This is a genomic window from Parabacteroides chinchillae (assembly GCF_900108035.1).
GTDB classification, from domain to species: Bacteria; Bacteroidota; Bacteroidia; order Bacteroidales; family Tannerellaceae; genus Parabacteroides; species Parabacteroides chinchillae.
Genome location: NZ_FNVS01000026.1, coordinates 1 through 17343, shown reverse-complemented (window position 1 = coordinate 17343; position 17343 = coordinate 1). Strand labels below are relative to the sequence as shown.

The following is a 17343-nucleotide window of genomic DNA, read 5'->3' as shown; positions in this document are numbered from 1 at the left end:
AAGGTACTGCCCACGCTTTATCTAATATGACCGAAGTTTCATTGCTTTTGTGGCTCAAATAGTAGATTTCGCAGGTAAAAACTATAAAAAAAGGTGTTTTTTAACCTTTAGTATCCAAAAATCCTATTGATAAATTTTTACATTCAATTTTTATACCTATCTTCGCAGCATATATCCGTTTTTGTAGGGTAAAATGTAAACTCTTTCATAGGGTTTTTGAGCATAAAAAAAAGAGGATGTCCCTTATTTCATAAATAAGCGTCATTCTCTTTTTCTCTTCTGTATCATTTCATCAAGCCTCCTGATTATTTGCATATTAGCTTTATCCAATACAGATTGATCCAAACTGTCCAGATAGAAACGTGTTGTTTTCTCTGAGGTATGTCCTAATGCTTCACCAATAACGGCAACCGGCGTGTTCTGACGTTTAGCTTCTGTTGCCCAAGAATGGCGCGCGGTATAAGAAGTCAGCTTAACCGGATTTTTCATCAGATTTGAAATCTTTTCCAAATTACGATTATACCTCCTTAAACACGACTTATATTCCGTATATGATGCATCAACCCTTTTCAAGATCGGAAATAAAAGACCATCTACCCCCTGCCCTGCATATCTCTGTATGATTACACGCATACCTTTTGTAAGACGGGTGGTAATAAGAGCATTCGTTTTTCTACGGTAATACACCAAAAAGTCGCCTTGAATATTTTCCTGTTTAAGATTTACCAAATCTATGAACGGAATACCGCTAGCCATATAGCTGAACACAAAAATATCGCGCGTCAATAATAAAAAAGGCAGCTCTAGTACAAGCATAGCAATTTCTTCGATTTCTTTTGCCGAAATAGCACGCTTATGTGTACGTGTCGGACGCATACGCATACGCGAAAACGGATTTACTCCTAGCGCTACCAACCCCTCACTTACCGCACTATGATAAGCAGCACGGATACAACTGATATAAGTATAAGTTGAATTCTGGCTCAACCGCTGCTTTTTTAAAAAATCTTCAAAATCACACACCATCTGTATCGTGATTTTATCCAACATAACAGAACCTCCTTTCATAAAACTGGCAAACCGGTTATGGGCGCTTCTGTAAAGATTGGCAGTACCGTAACGTTGATTACTTTCCAACACTTTTTGTCGGGACATCATGTAAACTAAGGCATCTGTGCCTGCCTCACGCTGTTTCACTCTATTCATAATTAATTAATTTAGTTTATAACAAAAACATACTGAAAAACAACTGAAGCAAAACCATTGTTGCACCGGTATAAAACATCCCGATGATTTAAAAAAATCATCGGGATGTTTTCCAGAAATGATCAGGATGATTTTAATTATTATAAAGAACACATATATTATACCCTATACCAGGAAAATTCAAGATTAACAACAAAACAATAAAATAAAGGCCGCCCTACCTTCACAGGCAAAGCAAAGCCAAACTTATAACTAATACCTACTATAAAGTACTACCATCTTTTTAGTACAATAAATTACGGGCTAAAAATATGTATTATTTTTATACAAAAACCGGGGTATATAACAATGTCATTAAAATGTAATTAAATCCACGATGTATTTTATAAAGCAAATCGGCATCAAACACCCTAATAACCAGCACAAAAATACACAAAGCAAGTTCTATTTTTATGGCTTCAGCCAAACTATCAAGAAATTTGGCTGAAGCCTAAAAAAGGCTACTCTATCTTATCTGTCAGCTAAAGCAGACGGCAACTGAACTTAGGCTGAAGCCATAAAAAACAGAAAAACTGATAAAATAAAAGCCCTATCCCCGAATCATGACCGGTAAACCGTATGTTATCCACCGGTAGGCTACTGAATTTACATATCACACTTCCGAAAGCAGTAACCTGCGGAACTCCGGATGTAAGCCACTCTTTATGAAAGGCAAAGGTATGAAATAAAATTAGACTTAGCGCAGAACATAATAAGGCTGACAAAAGCGACTTAGGCGATAAAAAGGAAAGAGCAGAAAGCCATCCGAAACCAACAAAAAGCCAGATGAGGACAGAGTTACAATATTCTTTCATGCTGAAAAACAAAGAAATAATTCTTTTGTATAGTCGAAGTATTTTGATAAATTTGCATATTGTGTAAATTAGAATGAAGACAAAGACAATTAATAGGCTCAAAGCAGTGCTTGCAGAAAAGCAAGTAACCAACAAATGGCTCGCTGAAAAGATGAATTTAAGCACTACAACCGTTTCGTGTTGGTGTACATATTATCAAGAGGAAAATTAGAATATGGCTAAGAAAAAGAAACTACAAATTCGCAATAGCACCGCCGAATTTTTAACTTTTGCCTATCAGTCGAAAGGCGATGGCGTAGAAGTGCGTGTGCAAGACGGCACCATTTGGTTATCGCAAAAAAATATAGGACTACTATTCGATACCTCAACTGATAATATCGGCTTACATCTCAAAAATATCTATGCCGAAGGTGAATTGGATGAGGTTTCAACTACCGAGGATTTCTCGGTAGTTCAACAAGAAGGTAGTCGCGAAGTTTGCAGAACGATAAAACATTATAATTTGGATTTGATTATTGCCGTTGGTTATCGTGTAAATTCCAAGCGAGCAACGGCGTTTCGGCAATGGGCAACAGCGATTTTGCGCGATTTTACATTGCGGGGATATCTCATAGACCGAAAACGAATGGAAAACGGCGCTTTTCTTGATGACGATTATTTTGAACGGCTTTTGGAAGAAATTCGGGAAATCCGTTTGTCAGAACGGCGATTTTATCAGAAAATTACCGACATATACGCTACAGCAATGGATTATAATCCTGAATCACCCACGACCAAAGAATTTTTTGCAAAAGTTCAAAACAAAATGCACTATGCAGTACATAAACATACCGCTGCCGAATTGATTTACACACGAGCCGACCACAGCAAAGAAAATATGGGATTGACTTCTTGGGAGAAAAGTCCAAACGGGAAAATAATAAAAACAGATGTGACGATAGCCAAAAATTATCTTACCGAAACGGAATTGGAATCTCTTGGGCGTATCGTCAACGGTTATTTGGATTTTGCCGAAGAATACGCAAAACGGCATGTTCCCCTCTCTATGTCTGATTGGGCAAAGCATTTGGATTTAATTCTACAGGCAAATGGAAGAGATTTATTACAGAATACAGGCAAAATTACTACAGCTCTTGCCAAGCAACATGCTGAGAGTGAATTTGAAAAATATCGTCCTATTCAAGACCGCCTGTTTGAATCCGACTTTGACAAAGAAATAAAACGTATTGAAGGTAAGCGAGATAAATCAGACGATTAAAAATGATGTTTTCAACTTTAGTGTCAAATCGTTACCTCTATCGCTGAAATTCCTTGCTTATAGTCTTTTGTTCAATAACTTATCCCCAAAAATTACAACTTGGATGTAATAATCTCAGTCGGCTACAGGGTGAAATCTATGCAAGGTACAAGACAGGATTCGAGAGATTCGCTTGTCAGAACGGCTTTTCTATCAACAAATCAAGGATATTTACGCCACTAGTATTGATTATGACCCGTCCGATGAAATGACCCTTGCCTTTTAAAAAAGATAATAAAAAGAGTGGCATGTAAAGGCTTGGATTAATGGCTTTAGCCTGGTTTCAATTGCCGTCGGTTTCAACCGACGGATTATAGGCTAGTTCTATTTTGATGGCTTCAGCCAAACTATCAAGAAATTTGGCTGAAGCCTAAAAAAGCTGTTTTATCTTATCCGTCAGCTAAAGCAGACGGTAACTGAACTTAGGCTGAAGCCATAAAAAACAGAAGAACTGATAAAATAAAAGCCCTATCCCCGAATCATGACCGGTAAACCGTATGTTATCCACCGGTAGGTTACTGAATTTACATATCACACTTCCGAAAGTAGTAACCTGCGGAACTCCGGATGTAAGCCACTCTTTATGAAAGGCAAAGGTAGGTAAATTAATTACCGTAAATCTAAAAAGAAAAGAAGTACCGTCTGGGTATTGTCTCAAACACCTTGGTTAGCGGACTGAACGATTATGAACCGACTGTATTTTTAAAGAATACATATTGACCGAGCTCAATAAAGTAATTAATTTAAAAAACAAAGATTATTGTATAAAAATAAATCATTATATTTGCACCCGTACGCTTCATTTTTATATTAGCTATTATGGAAACCACAGTCTACAATTTTACATATATATAATACTAATGTATATATGGAAAAACATATCGGGAATACTATTAAATCACATCAATATTATAAGTAAATGAAAAAGATAAGTTTTTTTATCGGGATAATCTGTACTCTCTGTTTGATTTCATGCAGTAGCAACAAACAGAAAAATTTGGAAAAACCAAAGTACATGTGGTTCGATGCACAAGGAAATTTTGACCGTTTTTCCAGCAAAGATTCTATTATCTATTATTTAGATAAGACAAAGGATGCCGGATTCAACACAGTTGTAATTGATGCGCGCGGTTTGAACGGGTATGCAAACTACTCAAGTAAAATACTCCCGTTGGCACGTCCGAATCAGGATTGGGATTATTTACAATTTTTTATTGACGAATCCCGCAAACGAAATCTTGAAGTATGCGTGTCTGCCACGATCTTTCCGGCAGGCCGCCCATTCAACCGGACAGGTGTAGCGTATGACGATAACAGATGGGATGGCAAAACCTCTATACTATATACTCCCGATGGAATGATTGACATCAAGGACGATACAACAAAAGTTGCAACGTTTTTAAATCCTATTTTCCCCGAAGTACAAAACTATTGCCTAAGCTTTATAAAGGAACTTGTTACAAATTACGATATCGATGCATTTGCATTAGATTATTGTCGTTACTCAGGCATAGAATCTGACTTTTCGGAAGCAAGTAAAAAAGGTTTTGAAAACTATATCGGTAAAGAAGTAGCGAATTTCCCTACCGATATTTTTACCTGGCAAAAAGATGAAAAGGGAGAATACTATGTAAGTGACGGAGAGTTAGCTCCTTTATGGTATGAATATCGCTCAATGGTTATACACGACTTTGTAAAAAAAGCCAAAGAGGAAATTAAAGCAATCAAGCCGTCAGTCCGCCTCGAATATTGGAATGCATCCTGGCATCATGTTTTATACCGGCAGGGGCAAAATTGGGCAAATAAAAACTACGACCCATATGGAGAATATCCATGGGCATCTAAAAACTACAAAAATACAGGATTTGCCGAACATCTGGATCGTTATATGGATGGGGCTTATTTAGAAAGAGTTTATGGTCTAGATGACCCCGAGTCCATCGAGTTTGCTTATGAAAAAGGGAAACGGCTTATTGGAGGCGAGAATGTAATGGTTGGCAGTATTTATGCCCAAGCCCATGATATAATGGAAGATGCAGCATACGTATCCTTGGAACAAACCGAAGGATTGGTTGTTTTTGATATTTCACAGGTTATTCAATTTGATTTATGGGATGAATTTAAACGGGCAATAGACAAGTACGAGTCACAGAAATAAGCTTTTCTGAATTTATATCCAAAGTACAGCAAAAAACAGCCTGTAAAAGTCAGGGTTAATGGCTTCAGCCAAACTATCAAGAAATTTGGCTGAAGCCTAAAAAAGACTGTTTTATCTTGTCCGTCAGCTAAAGCAGACGGCAACTGAACTTAGGCTGAAGCCATAAAAAAACAAATAAGCTATCCGGGAATATAGTACCACTCTTTTGGAGAACAAAAATAAGAAAGAATGTTTCTGAACATACTTCCATGAAATAAAATCGAGCCTTATCCTACTTTTTAGATCTATTTCATACATTTGCGGGCGTATAAAGAGAAAGACGCGAGAAATAATTACAACAGCGAATAAACAATCATTAAATAATGAATCTGCTTATTAATAAAAATCCTCGTATCGAGGTTGTGGATGCTTTACGTGGCTTCGCAGTAATGGCCATTGTTTTAGTACATAACCTGGAGCATTTTATCTTCCCGGTCTATCCGGCAAACTCTCCAAACTGGTTAAATGTATTAGACCAGGGAGTATTCAATGTTATTTTTTCCTTATTTGCCGGAAAAGCTTATGCAATCTTTGCACTCCTGTTCGGATTCACATTTTATATTCAAAATAACAATCAAAAAAAGCAAGGTAAAGATTTCGGTTATCGTTTTCTGTGGCGTTTGGTATTGTTGGCCGGATTTGCAACACTAAATGCCGCCTTTTTCCCTGCCGGAGATGTATTACTATTATTCGTTGTTGTAGGAATTATATTGTTCTTTACCCGTAACTGGGACAACAAGGCTATTTTAATAACCGCCGTTATCTTCCTATTACAACCTGTCGAATGGTATCACTATATTGCAAATCTGATAAACCCCACTCATCAGCTACCAAACTTAGGAGTAAAAGAAATGTATACAGAAGTGGCAGAATATACGAAAGCCGGAAACTTTGTAAATTTTATTTCAGGCAATATTACGTTAGGACAAAAAGCAAGTTTGCTATGGGCGGTAAATGCCGGGCGCTTCTTTCAGACAGCCGGATTATTCCTGTTAGGTTTCTATATCGGTAGAAAACAACTTTTCATTACATCAGAAAAAAATTCCCTTTTTTGGGTAAAAGCGTTAATAGCCGGCGCCATATCTTTCGCTCCCCTGTACACTCTGAAAGAACAGATTATGACAAATGACACAATCATACAACAAACTGTAGGTACGGCATTTGATATGTGGCAAAAATTGGCTTTCACACTGGTACTGGTTGCTTCATTCATTCTGCTTTACCAACAGAAAAACTTTAGTAAAGCTGTTTCTAATTTACGTTTTTACGGAAAAATGAGCCTTACCAATTATATATCCCAGTCAATAATAGGAGCTATTATTTATTTCCCGTTCGGTCTGTACCTCGCTCCTTATTGCGGATATACGATCAGTCTGTTAATAGGCTTTCTGGTATTCCTGTTGCAAGTAAAATTCTGCAAATGGTGGTTGTCTAAACATAAACAAGGCCCGTTAGAATACATATGGCACAAATGGACTTGGATAGGAACAAACAAGTAAAAACAAAAGAGTGGCCTGTAAATGCTTGGACACAACGGACGGAATAACCGTTCGCAAGGTTGTTCTCATTCATATTGGCACTACTACTGTTGAAGTTCAGACGGGGAGATTTACCTGCCGTAGAAAGTGTAGATGACCAATAGTTGCCGTTGGAAGCCAGATTGTTGGAACTACCGTCACTGTTGTTACGGTAACCTGCAGCAGGCAGAACCAAAGTAACCGGTAGGAAACTATACGAAATGAATACAGTTAAGTAAGCAAAAACGTAAAGCTAAATTCATAACTGACATAAAACAGTATATTCAACTATCTGCAACCTTTATTTTGCCAGTCGGTTACTGAATTTACATATCGCACTTCCGGAAGCCATAACCTTCGGAACTCAGGATATAGCCACTCTTTTGATGATGCAAAAGTAGATAATAAAAAAATAGAGCTACCTGCTGTTTTCAGATAGCTCTACTAAAAATTATTTATTATGTCCGGGCGCATACCTTTTAGCTGATTTTTCGCCCGTAATCTTTTTTGCTTGTCCCGGTGGAATAGTTTTTATCTTATCAGGCTTGGAATTCACATGAATACGAGTGGCACAGGAAGAGAAACTGATACCTGCCGATATTATGAATAAACACGTATAGAAAAAGGAACCCGTTCGATTTTCATTCATCAAACAGGTTCCTTATTTTCTGTTTCCAACTCCTTAATTTCTTTATTCAAAAAGACAGACAGAATAGTCCTCAACACAACTATTCCTCCTAAGATAGCCAATTCATTGAGAGTAGGTTCTAAGACCGTTTTCAATATATCAGAAGCTATCAGAAATTCCAACCCAAGAAGTAAGTAGGTTCCAAATGTGGCTCTTAGTTTTCGTATATTGATAGTAGAATAGCCACCTGTGAATCGCCTAATTTCGTTACGTAAAAATGATATAGCCCCGATGAATGCACCATAAGTGACAATCAGAAAACTTGTCACACTTATTATTGTTGCCAATGTATTCAAAAAACTATTCAACATAAATAAGAGGCTTTGTTATCATAACATAAATAGCCGGTTGAAAGTTTCATACAGAAGTTTATCATAAATAATGTACCGGAAGATCTGAAACAAAAGAGTGACCTGTAAATGCTTGGACACAACGAACTGAGAAGCCGTTCGCAAGGGTGTTCTCATTCGTATCGGCACCGCCACTATTGAAGTTCAATCTAGGAGACTTACCTGCCGGAGTAAGAGTAGAAGACCAATAGTTACCGTTGGAAGCCAGATTAGCGGAACTACCATTACTGTTGTTACGGTAACCTGCAGCAGGCAGAACACCAAGTAACCGGTATAAAACTATACGAAGTGAATATAAACAGGCAAAATCGTAAAGTATTACTAATAACTAATAGAAACACGAAATAAGCATTGCTAATCCGAAACTTTTAATCTACCAGTCGGTTACTGAATTTACATATCACACTTCCGCAAGCCGTAACCTTCGGAACTCAGGATATAAGTCACTCTTTATAGAGGGCAAAGGTAGTAAAAAGGGTGGGGTAGTAAACAATAAAGAACGACAATGATAAGCCCATGCCTGCATTCACAAAGCATCTATACAAGGAATAAAAAGAACAGAAGCCGGAAAAACAACCTTTTTATAATATTCAGCAAGATCTCAATTTATCACTTGATTTATGCCAAGCCGCTAGCTGTTTAGATACAGATTCTATAATCTCAGCTGCGGCTGCATATTGTTTAAGGCTGATCTGTTTCAAATCCATAAGTAAACGTATTTGCAATTTTATAACAACAACATGTTCGCGCGCTTTTGCCAAAATAGGAGCTTTTTCAGAATTTGAATTCGCGTTATATATACACACCAAAAGATTTATCAATTCATTCTTCACATTTTCACCTAACGTATAACGATAATCTCGTTGAAAATTCCGGTTTAAACGAAATATCATCAATAACAAATCGTACGTAGCTTTATATACCGGAAGGTTATCGTATATCATTTTTTTAATTGAGCTTGCAAATTAGAAACCAACATCATGCATTGTATAGGTGAAGCCGTTTCGACACTGAAAGCCATTAACTGACTAATTACCCTCCGTTCAACTGTTGTTAATCCGGATATAGTTTGAGATTGGCAGCTTTCTGAAGCAGATGTTTCTTCAATCAACGATATTTGTGATTTCCATTCTTCAAATTCTTCCGGGGTATAAACATTTTCCACTTTAAATGATACTAATTTATCATTTTCCCGGATATATTCTCTTCCGGACAAAATATCCTCTAATGAACCGGAAGGAAAACCTAAAGAAACAACATCTTTTTTTATGGCTTTAATGTGTTTCTTTAATAACTTATATGCTTTTATCTCCTTCACAAACCGCATAGCAGATTGTTCATAAGCTTTCCAAAACATACCTTCCATATGTAAAAAAACAATCGGCTCAGACGTAGATTCGGCTTCTAATTTATCTTTCAAATTCATACTTAACCTTTCTGCTTTTTGCTTAATTAATACTATTAAACTTACAAAGGTAATTAAATAAAAAAACATCACGACGATTTATTTCAATCCATCATGATGTTTTCTAGCATTTTTTTTAACTATTTATCCAAAAAAAAATGCTAATCCATTAATTTTCACCAAACAAGCAAACAGAGTCCCTACGTGCTGCAGGAACAGCCCATTGTATTGGGACAAACATCCAATGATTCATAGGCTGTGGAGAAAGTACCTTTTTCTCTTCAATGTACTTCATCAGATAAAAACGGAGATCTTTATCAGTAGATGCTATAATACGATCTTTTAACTGTTCTACCGGAATACCAGCTCCTTTTGTCAACAACTCTCCTCCTCCATTTCCCCGATATGAATTCAATGCCACTTTATACATTTTATTCATTTCAAAAGGAGTTCTGTCGGCCATACTTAAAATTGTCACTTTTTCACCTGCAGGTTTAGTTACATCAACTGTATAAATAATACCTGAAGCCGAATCAAAATTAAAACTAAAATTAGTAAAGGTACAGCGACCGTCATCTCCTTCCTTTTTGGTCAATAACAAAAGATGATCTGATGGTGATTTCATATAATTACTCCACAGGGCATAAGATTCTTCGAGGTATCCCTTTATTTCAGTCCCGGATAGCATCATTGTATAAAGCATATTTTCATACTTATACAAATTAAACATATCACTAACCTTCACATCTCCCTTATAAATTGTAGCATCAAAAGAAAGAGGTGCCGCAAAAGATATTTCAGCCCCTGTTAACTGTAACTGCAACGTATGTATAAAATCAATAAAAGCCGACGAGCCAAAATAGGCAGGCCGCGTATTAATAGTCTCCGTAAACGAGCCGATTTTACGAGAAACAAAATTCTTAACTATATCATATTGCGTATTGAATCTTTGCATAAACTCTTTACTTGGTTCATACGTATCAATATCAATAAGTCTACCTGTAATGTTTTTCTTTTCTACAACTTTATCATCCAAAGTTAATACTACATCTACACAAGCAACCAATCGCCCATTACTGGCCGGATCAATAATTAGAATTGAATCACCATCTGCATTCAATATTTTTTCGCAAGCACGGCGATGGTCATGCCCCATCAAAACAAAATCGAAACCGGAAACATTGCGGGCAACTTCGGCAGATGCATTCTCCCGATATTTGTCCATCATTGTACTGGCATCTTTTCCTGAATGAAAAACTCCAACAATAATATCCGGACTCTCTTTTTCCCGAATTATTTTTATCCATTTACGAGCCGTTGCCTCCATATCTTCAAAACGCAAGCCTTTCCATAAATTTTCTGATAACCAAGCAGGAATAGCAGGAGTTATCATACCCAAGACTGCAATTTTAATTCCGTCCCGTTGAATAATATGATAAGGTTTCAAATAAGTACTTTCATCTGATGTTCGTATAATATTTGCTCCGAGAACCGGAAAATTACATTGTCTGATCCAACGATCATAAACAGTATGTCCGGTTTCAACATCATGGTTTCCCATATTACCGATATCATATTTCATATAATTCATCATATCAGCCGCTATATGAATAGAAGCCGTATCTATATAATTATAATAATATGCAGAAGGCTGTCCCTGGAGAATATCACCATTATCTATCAAAATCAAGTTTTCTCCATAAATTTCCCGTTCCCCTTGTACAAAATTACACACACGAGCCAGACTTCCACCCCACTCATGCTGATCTATAAAATTATAAGGGAAATAATTACCATGTATATCACTTGTTTCAATGAATCGCAATTTCACCTCCCTGATTGCTGCTGAGATATCATAAAAAATCAGCAACAGGACAAAAACAATAGCAGTACGTTTCATTATACAAACAGTTGGTTTAAATAAATAACTCAGGTTCTTTACGGGCACTGAAATTTTTATGAAGCATTGCAGTGTATGGAGTATCAAAAGTACGTGCACCTTCCGGGCATTCTTTCACACAAGCGCAGCATTTAATACAACGCTCAGGATTACTGAACATTCCTGTATCAAGAATTGAAATAGCATCCGTAGGGCATATTTCTATACAATATTCACATTGGGTACAAAGTTCTTCATCCGTTACAGGAGCCTGAGGAGTAGAAGCACCCTTTATCTTATATGGAAAATTTCCCTTTACCTGAAGAGGAGTAATATCTTCTAAAGACCGTAAAGAAGAAAGTTTCTTCAATACATCTTTTCCTAAAGTCATTGCTTTTTGTATATCCATGTCATCCGGACGCCCTGCTGCAATTGGCATATCCTTACGGCTAAATGAATGCTCCCCTATAAAAGCTCCTGCCATGACCGGTATAAAGCCCAATTCCGTAACAAGATCACACAACTCCTTCAAAGCATCTTCATAATCCCGATTTCCATACAAGACAACGGGAATTACCGGAGCTTGATTAGAACGAAACATACGTAATCGCTCTATTGCCGTTTCAGCCACCCGTCCCCCATAGACAGGTACAGCTATAATAGTCAGCTCTTCTTCCACATTTTCAATTTTATCCGGAGTCTCATGAGTTATATCCGATTCAGAAAATGTAACAGCATCTAGCCCTTCTGCAATAGCATAAGCGATCTTTGCAGACGTATGTGTTGGCGAAAAATAAATTAAATGTACTCTATTGTAATGCATATTTGTTATTTTAAAGCTTCGTTTATCTTTTCCATTAACTCAGAAAATTCTTCTTCCGTATAACCGGAAGTGGCATAAATTACCTTCCCGTTTTTTCCTATCAAATAACTGCGCGGGATCAAACTATTGGCAAAAGCGCTGAAAATAGCACGGTTCTTATCCGGATACAGAGGAAAATCAAAACCTTTCTTTTCATTATATTTTTGTAAATCGGCATCTGTATGTTCACGGCCTATTACCAACAATTTAAACTTATCATTATCTTTATATGCAGGCCATAATGTCTTTTGTATTTCAGCCAACTCTTTCTGGCAAGGAGGGCACCAGGTTGCAAAGAAATTTACAAGAATTACTTTTCCTTTAAGAGAGGAAGACGGAAGTTTTGTTCCATCATCTGAAATAACCGTAAAGGCAGGCATTGAATCTCCAACTTTTACAAGTTCTGCATTACTTTGAGCTTTAATGGCCAAAGACAAGACAGCCAATAAGCATGCAACTATACACTTCTTCATATTTTTTTTGTTTGCCGTTTAAAAATCAAAGGCAAATGTACGTTATTTATTACGACAAAAAAAGCTGAGAATAAACGATTATTCCCAGCTTTAATTTTATGACAAATATTAAGATTCACTTTCTGCTTTGAGCCACATCATAACCGGCTTTCAATGCTTTCAGGTTCATTTCTACTATTTCTTCCCCTTTACGTCCGAAAATATGACGAATACCATCTTCTATCTTATTATAGTCTATACCAATAAATGGAGCCGCAGCACCCAACATTACAATATTTGCAGCCCGGACAGAACCAACTTCCTTTGCAATTGCTTCTACATCCAAAATAACTCTATTAGGTAATTTTCCCAATTCCACATTTACTTTTTCTATATCCGGATAGTTTGGTATATTAATAAATGGTTGAGAATTAGTGACCAACCAACCTTCTTTCTTCAAATAAGGCAAGTAACGAAGACTTTCCATAGGTTCCAAAGATATAATTAAATCAGCTTGCCCCTGTGGAATCAGATCCGAAGCAATAGGCTGGTCAGACAAACGAAGATTAGACTGAACATCTCCTCCACGTTGGCTCATACCATGTACTTCTGCCTGTTTCATATATAAGCCATCTTTCAAAGCGGCTTCTCCAATTACGGCGGCAATAGACAGGATACCTTGTCCTCCTACACCTGATAATATAATATCGGTTTTCATTTTTTGCTTGCTTTTTTCTTTCTTGTTAATGTCTGTATACATTCACGACGAGGTATTAAAACAGATACACCATTATATTCTATCTCTTCACGAATGATAGTTTTCATTTCATCATAATTCTTCTTCAGTGGGATCATAACACGAATATGGGCCGGATCAACTCCTATTCCGGCACAAATAGATTCCAATCGTCCGGTTCCCGCAGAATCCTGACCACCAGTCATTGCAGTTGTCTCATTATCAGAAATTACAATCGTTACATTACTGTTTTCATTGACGCAATCCAATAAACCGGTCATGCCGGAATGTGTAAAAGTAGAATCGCCAATTACAGCGACAGCCGGAAACACACCCGCATCAGATGCACCTTTTGCCATAGTAACAGAAGCTCCCATATCAATACACGTATCAATAGCCCGGAAAGGTGGTAACGCTCCCAAAGTATAACAACCTATATCTCCGAATACCTTAGCATCCTTATATTCTGCCAGTACTTCATTTAGCGCTTCATACATATCGCGATGTCCGCATCCCTGGCATAATGCAGGTGGGCGTTGCTCTACAACTTCCGGAATTGCATAATAACGATGAATTTCCTTACCCAATGCCTTGCCAACAGCATCAGGAGTAAGTTCTCCGTCCCGCTGCAAAGTTCCATCTAAACGACCACGAATGGTTATCCCTTTACCCAAGAAACCTTTCAATTGCTCTTCAACAACCGGGTAGCCCTCCTCAAGAACAAGAATTTCCTTGCACTCATCTGCCATTTTTTCAATATACTTCTTAGGCAATGGATATTGACTAATTTTCAATACCGGATATTCAAATCCATCCGGATAATTTTCGGACAAATAATTAAAAGCAATTCCTGTAGCAATAATTCCTTTATCTTTCTTCGGAGTATCATAGTAAACATTATATTCCGATTTTTCAGACGCTTCGGTAAATACTGCTTGGGCTGCCAATAATGTTTTAAAACGTTTGCGAGCCAGAGCTGGTAACAAAATAAAACGTTGACGGCCATCTTCCGGACAATTCATCTTATTTTGTGATTTCATTTCACGGGTAACAACTCCTGCACGAGAGTGTGCCATACGAGTCGTAATACGCACCAATACCGGATATCCCAATCTTTCTGAAAGCTCAAAGCCTTCATACACCATATCGTATGCTTCCTGTTGACTGGACGGTTCCAACATCGGAATCATGGCAAAATTTCCATATAGACGATTATCCTGTTCGTTTTGTGAAGAATGCATGGAAGGATCATCTGCAGAAATGATAATCATACCGCCATTAACTCCACTCATAGCAGCATTCATAAAACAATCGGCAGCAACATTAAGCCCAACATGCTTCATGCAACATAGTGCCCTTTTCCCGGCATAACTCATACCCAAAGCGGCTTCCATTGCTGTTTTTTCATTTGTACTCCAACGGCAGTGAATGCCTCTGTCTTTTGCTACCGGAGAATTTTGTATAAATTCGGTAATTTCAGTAGATGGAGTTCCCGGATAAGCATACACACCCGACAGGCCTGCATCAATAGCAGCCTGGGCGATGGCCTCATCCCCTAAAAATAGATGTTTTTCCATGTGTATTTAGTTTTCTTTTTATTGACCACATATTTATAATACAGACGCCAAAGATACAGATTTTAATATAACCTGAAAGTAAAATGCTACCGAATCTTCCTTTTGTTAAGTTCTGCACGGTAACGATTAGCATTTCGATTATGCTCGGCTAATGTGACTGCAAAATTATGGCGTCCGGAAAAATCTTCTTTGGCACACATATACAAATAATTATGTTGTGTATAATTTAGCACGGCATCCAATCCTTTAATTGTAGGAATACGCAAAGGAGCAGGTGGCAATCCTGCATATTTGTAAGTATTATAAGGAGATTCCACATCCAAATGCTCAAATAAGATACGCTGCAAAGCAAAATTTCCCAAAGCAAATTTAATAGTCGGATCTGCTTGTAGAGGTATCCCTTTATGCAAACGATTGATATAAAGCCCGGCCACCATCGGATATTCATCCGCAGCTGCAGTTTCTTCTTCCACAATAGAGGCCAGTATAGTCACTTCTATAGGAGTGAGACCTATTGCTTTTGCTTTTGCCAAACGTTGTTCTGTCCAAAAGGAGTTATATTCGCGAAGCATACGCTGTAATAATTTTCCGGCAGAAATATTCCAGTATACTTCATAAGTATTAGGAATAAACATAGCATTAACAGTAGCCGGAGTAAATCCCAGAGATGCACAATATAAAGAATCATTCAACAAATCCATTAATTCGGGCTTATCAATCATCAATTGTTCACTCAAGCGCTCCGCCAGATCTTCTTTAAAACGAATATTATTAAATGTAATACGCGTAACTGTCTGGTGACCACGTCGAAGTTCTTTCAATAAAGACAGGTTACTCATCCCCGGAACCACAGCATAACGCCCGGTCTTCATATTCGAAGCATACTTTAATAATCCGGCAACTTGTTTAAAACCTCCAATATGGGAACAATTTGCAGAATCCTCCAATTGGCGGCATAAGTTTTCAAAATTCTTTTGACGGTCAATATAAACATAGACTGTCTTTTCCGGAGAAAAGTTTGGAGCTAGCAATAAACAATAGGTCCACACACCAGCACCTATCAACATGAGCGCAGCAATAATAGCTGCAATAATAACTGTACGCTTCTGGAATTTTTTTTCATTCATATCGTAAAAATAATCTACTGAATATCAGAACAAGCCACAAAAGTAGCATCTTTTTCTTAAAAATACAGTGAAAAAGCCTTGCATATTCAAAAACATACACCTATCTTTGCGTCGCATTTCAAGGGAATAAGCACAAAGCACAAGGAAGTTTGGGTGAGTGGCTGAAACCAACAGTTTGCTAAACTGTCGTACGGGTAACCGTACCGGGGGTTCGAATCCCCCAGCTTCCGCGCCAAGGCTGTCAATCTTACATGATCGACAGCCTTTGTTGTTTCTTGAAAATGCTATCATAAACCACATAAACATCTAGCCTTTCTATTTGTTATAGTAGAAACATATAAAGATATAATCTATGATAGTTGCACATATCCGTACATATACTAGCAATAAGCTATCTTCCGAAATCCAACAAGAAACTATCGAGAAGTTTGCCAAACTCCATAAATTAACTATTGATAAATGGTATAAAGATTCCGGCAGCAACGCCCGTAACAATAAAAAAATAGAAAATGTCATTAAAGGATTAGATGAAGGAGACACATTAATTATAGCCGACATTTCCCGTCTCAGCCGAAAACTTGTAGAAATAATGCATCTCCTGATGATATGTATTGAACGTAAAGTTATTCTATACAGCGTATCAGAGGGATATACATTTAAAAACAACATAAACAGTAAAACATTAGCATTCACATTCGGCCTCGTTTCCGAAATAGAACGAAAACTTATTTCTGTCCGCACAAAAGAAGCCCTGGCTTTAACCCGAAGCAAAGGAGTAAAACTAGGCCGGCCAAAAGGAAGCTTACAAATGGAACGGCTTTTACCTTACAAAGAACACATAAGAAAAGAAATTAAAGACGAAAACATCACTTATGCAGAATTAGCCGAATATTACAAAGTATCTCTCAGCAGTTTCAAACGCTTTGTAAAAGAATATGTCAATACAGAAGAATAAAACAGAATTCCACAAACAGAGGCTTTAGATATCCTTCCACTTTGTCACCTTCTTCGGGGCTTATTCCTAAATTGTAAAACGATCTGACGCCAGGTATAAATACTGATACATACATTATTGATCTATTATTTCGGGATTGTGCTTGCAACGCTTTAGTGCTTCCCGCGAACATTTTTCACTACTTTTCTGTCAAGAGAAAAGTAGTGAAAAGATACAAAGTTGTTTCTGTCACTTTTGGCTT

General features: G+C 37.3%; 14 protein-coding genes, 1 tRNA gene and 1 pseudogene. 6 read left to right on the top strand and 10 right to left on the bottom strand.

Translation table 11 applies throughout. The features are described 5' to 3' along the window. Positions 1-261 precede the first annotated feature (261 nt). Positions 262-1206 carry a tyrosine-type recombinase/integrase gene (locus C4S38_RS15290; RefSeq protein WP_103984428.1) on the bottom strand — a complete coding sequence of 315 codons (945 nt, stop codon included), beginning with the start codon at positions 1204-1206 and terminating at the stop codon, positions 262-264. Between the two features lie 1068 nt (positions 1207-2274). On the opposite strand from C4S38_RS15290, the gene C4S38_RS15285 reads away from it, so the two are divergent. The 4 genes and pseudogenes from C4S38_RS15285 to C4S38_RS15270 all read left to right on the top strand — a co-directional run bounded on the left by C4S38_RS15285 (position 2275) and on the right by C4S38_RS15270 (position 7053). After that, the gene (locus C4S38_RS15285; protein WP_103984427.1) at positions 2275-3318 is read left to right on the top strand and encodes a virulence RhuM family protein; all 1044 of its coding nucleotides are present in this window, start codon (positions 2275-2277) and stop codon (positions 3316-3318) included. A 93-nt stretch (positions 3319-3411) separates the two neighbouring features. Next, positions 3412-3580 (top strand): annotated as a pseudogene (gene rhuM, locus C4S38_RS15280) (RhuM family protein); the annotation flags it as partial. A gap of 792 nt (positions 3581-4372) precedes the next feature. Further along, the gene (locus C4S38_RS15275; protein WP_103984426.1) at positions 4373-5515 is read left to right on the top strand and encodes a family 10 glycosylhydrolase; all 1143 of its coding nucleotides are present in this window, start codon (positions 4373-4375) and stop codon (positions 5513-5515) included. A 362-nt stretch (positions 5516-5877) separates the two neighbouring features. Beyond that, positions 5878-7053 carry a DUF418 domain-containing protein gene (locus tag C4S38_RS15270; protein ID WP_099463133.1) on the top strand — a complete coding sequence of 392 codons (1176 nt, stop codon included), beginning with the start codon at positions 5878-5880 and terminating at the stop codon, positions 7051-7053. Between the two features lie 666 nt (positions 7054-7719). Here the strand turns inward: C4S38_RS15270 and C4S38_RS15255 are convergent. From C4S38_RS15255 to mltG, 9 genes are all read right to left on the bottom strand, one after another. Then, positions 7720-8070 carry a DUF1622 domain-containing protein gene (locus C4S38_RS15255; RefSeq protein WP_103984423.1) on the bottom strand — a complete coding sequence of 117 codons (351 nt, stop codon included), beginning with the start codon at positions 8068-8070 and terminating at the stop codon, positions 7720-7722. Between the two features lie 629 nt (positions 8071-8699). Continuing rightward, complete coding sequence (locus tag C4S38_RS15250; RefSeq protein WP_099463135.1) at positions 8700-9053, bottom strand: four helix bundle protein; 354 nt, start codon at positions 9051-9053, stop codon at positions 8700-8702. Next, the gene (locus C4S38_RS15245) at positions 9050-9604 is read right to left on the bottom strand and encodes a hypothetical protein (RefSeq protein WP_103984422.1); all 555 of its coding nucleotides are present in this window, start codon (positions 9602-9604) and stop codon (positions 9050-9052) included. Before C4S38_RS15245 ends, C4S38_RS15250 begins: the two co-directional genes overlap by 4 nt. A 79-nt stretch (positions 9605-9683) precedes the next feature. After that, entirely contained in the window at positions 9684-11414 is a 1731-nt protein-coding gene (locus tag C4S38_RS15240; protein WP_103984421.1) for a bifunctional metallophosphatase/5'-nucleotidase, read from the bottom strand. A 16-nt stretch (positions 11415-11430) separates the two neighbouring features. Further along, entirely contained in the window at positions 11431-12216 is a 786-nt protein-coding gene (locus C4S38_RS15235; RefSeq protein WP_103984420.1) for a 4Fe-4S binding protein, read from the bottom strand. A 5-nt stretch (positions 12217-12221) separates the two neighbouring features. Then, positions 12222-12728, bottom strand: a complete 507-nt coding sequence (locus tag C4S38_RS15230) for a TlpA family protein disulfide reductase (RefSeq protein ID WP_103984419.1) — start codon at positions 12726-12728, stop codon at positions 12222-12224. Between the two features lie 115 nt (positions 12729-12843). Continuing rightward, positions 12844-13425, bottom strand: coding sequence for an indolepyruvate oxidoreductase subunit beta (locus tag C4S38_RS15225; protein WP_099464031.1), 582 nt, complete (start codon positions 13423-13425; stop codon positions 12844-12846). Continuing rightward, entirely contained in the window at positions 13422-15020 is a 1599-nt protein-coding gene (locus C4S38_RS15220; protein ID WP_099463140.1) for a thiamine pyrophosphate-dependent enzyme, read from the bottom strand. Before C4S38_RS15220 ends, C4S38_RS15225 begins: the two co-directional genes overlap by 4 nt. Before the next feature lie 86 nt (positions 15021-15106). Beyond that, positions 15107-16147: an endolytic transglycosylase MltG gene (gene mltG / locus C4S38_RS15215; RefSeq protein WP_103984418.1), complete on the bottom strand. Its 1041-nt coding sequence runs from the start codon at positions 16145-16147 to the stop codon at positions 15107-15109. A 143-nt stretch (positions 16148-16290) separates the two neighbouring features. Between mltG and C4S38_RS15210 the strand changes: the two genes are divergently transcribed. Together C4S38_RS15210 and C4S38_RS15205 are read left to right on the top strand one after the other, a co-directional pair. Beyond that, positions 16291-16377 (top strand) — tRNA-Ser (locus C4S38_RS15210). 122 nt (positions 16378-16499) lie between these two features. After that, positions 16500-17102 carry a recombinase family protein gene (locus C4S38_RS15205; protein ID WP_103984417.1) on the top strand — a complete coding sequence of 201 codons (603 nt, stop codon included), beginning with the start codon at positions 16500-16502 and terminating at the stop codon, positions 17100-17102. Positions 17103-17343: the final 241 nt, after the last annotated feature.

What these genes read in the sequence shown, in the direction of transcription:
- C4S38_RS15290 (WP_103984428.1), bottom strand. Translation starts at nt 1,206, where the DNA reads ATGAATAGAGTGAAACAGCGTGAGGCAGGCACAGATGCCTTAGTTTAC.
- C4S38_RS15285 (WP_103984427.1), top strand. Translation starts at nt 2,275, where the DNA reads ATGGCTAAGAAAAAGAAACTACAAATTCGCAATAGCACCGCCGAATTT.
- C4S38_RS15275 (WP_103984426.1), top strand. Translation starts at nt 4,373, where the DNA reads ATGTGGTTCGATGCACAAGGAAATTTTGACCGTTTTTCCAGCAAAGAT.
- C4S38_RS15270 (WP_099463133.1), top strand. Translation starts at nt 5,878, where the DNA reads ATGAATCTGCTTATTAATAAAAATCCTCGTATCGAGGTTGTGGATGCT.
- C4S38_RS15255 (WP_103984423.1), bottom strand. Translation starts at nt 8,070, where the DNA reads ATGTTGAATAGTTTTTTGAATACATTGGCAACAATAATAAGTGTGACA.
- C4S38_RS15250 (WP_099463135.1), bottom strand. Translation starts at nt 9,053, where the DNA reads ATGATATACGATAACCTTCCGGTATATAAAGCTACGTACGATTTGTTA.
- C4S38_RS15245 (WP_103984422.1), bottom strand. Translation starts at nt 9,604, where the DNA reads ATGTTTTTTTATTTAATTACCTTTGTAAGTTTAATAGTATTAATTAAG.
- C4S38_RS15240 (WP_103984421.1), bottom strand. Translation starts at nt 11,414, where the DNA reads ATGAAACGTACTGCTATTGTTTTTGTCCTGTTGCTGATTTTTTATGAT.
- C4S38_RS15235 (WP_103984420.1), bottom strand. Translation starts at nt 12,216, where the DNA reads ATGCATTACAATAGAGTACATTTAATTTATTTTTCGCCAACACATACG.
- C4S38_RS15230 (WP_103984419.1), bottom strand. Translation starts at nt 12,728, where the DNA reads ATGAAGAAGTGTATAGTTGCATGCTTATTGGCTGTCTTGTCTTTGGCC.
- C4S38_RS15225 (WP_099464031.1), bottom strand. Translation starts at nt 13,425, where the DNA reads ATGAAAACCGATATTATATTATCAGGTGTAGGAGGACAAGGTATCCTG.
- C4S38_RS15220 (WP_099463140.1), bottom strand. Translation starts at nt 15,020, where the DNA reads ATGGAAAAACATCTATTTTTAGGGGATGAGGCCATCGCCCAGGCTGCT.
- mltG (WP_103984418.1), bottom strand. Translation starts at nt 16,147, where the DNA reads ATGAATGAAAAAAAATTCCAGAAGCGTACAGTTATTATTGCAGCTATT.
- C4S38_RS15205 (WP_103984417.1), top strand. Translation starts at nt 16,500, where the DNA reads ATGATAGTTGCACATATCCGTACATATACTAGCAATAAGCTATCTTCC.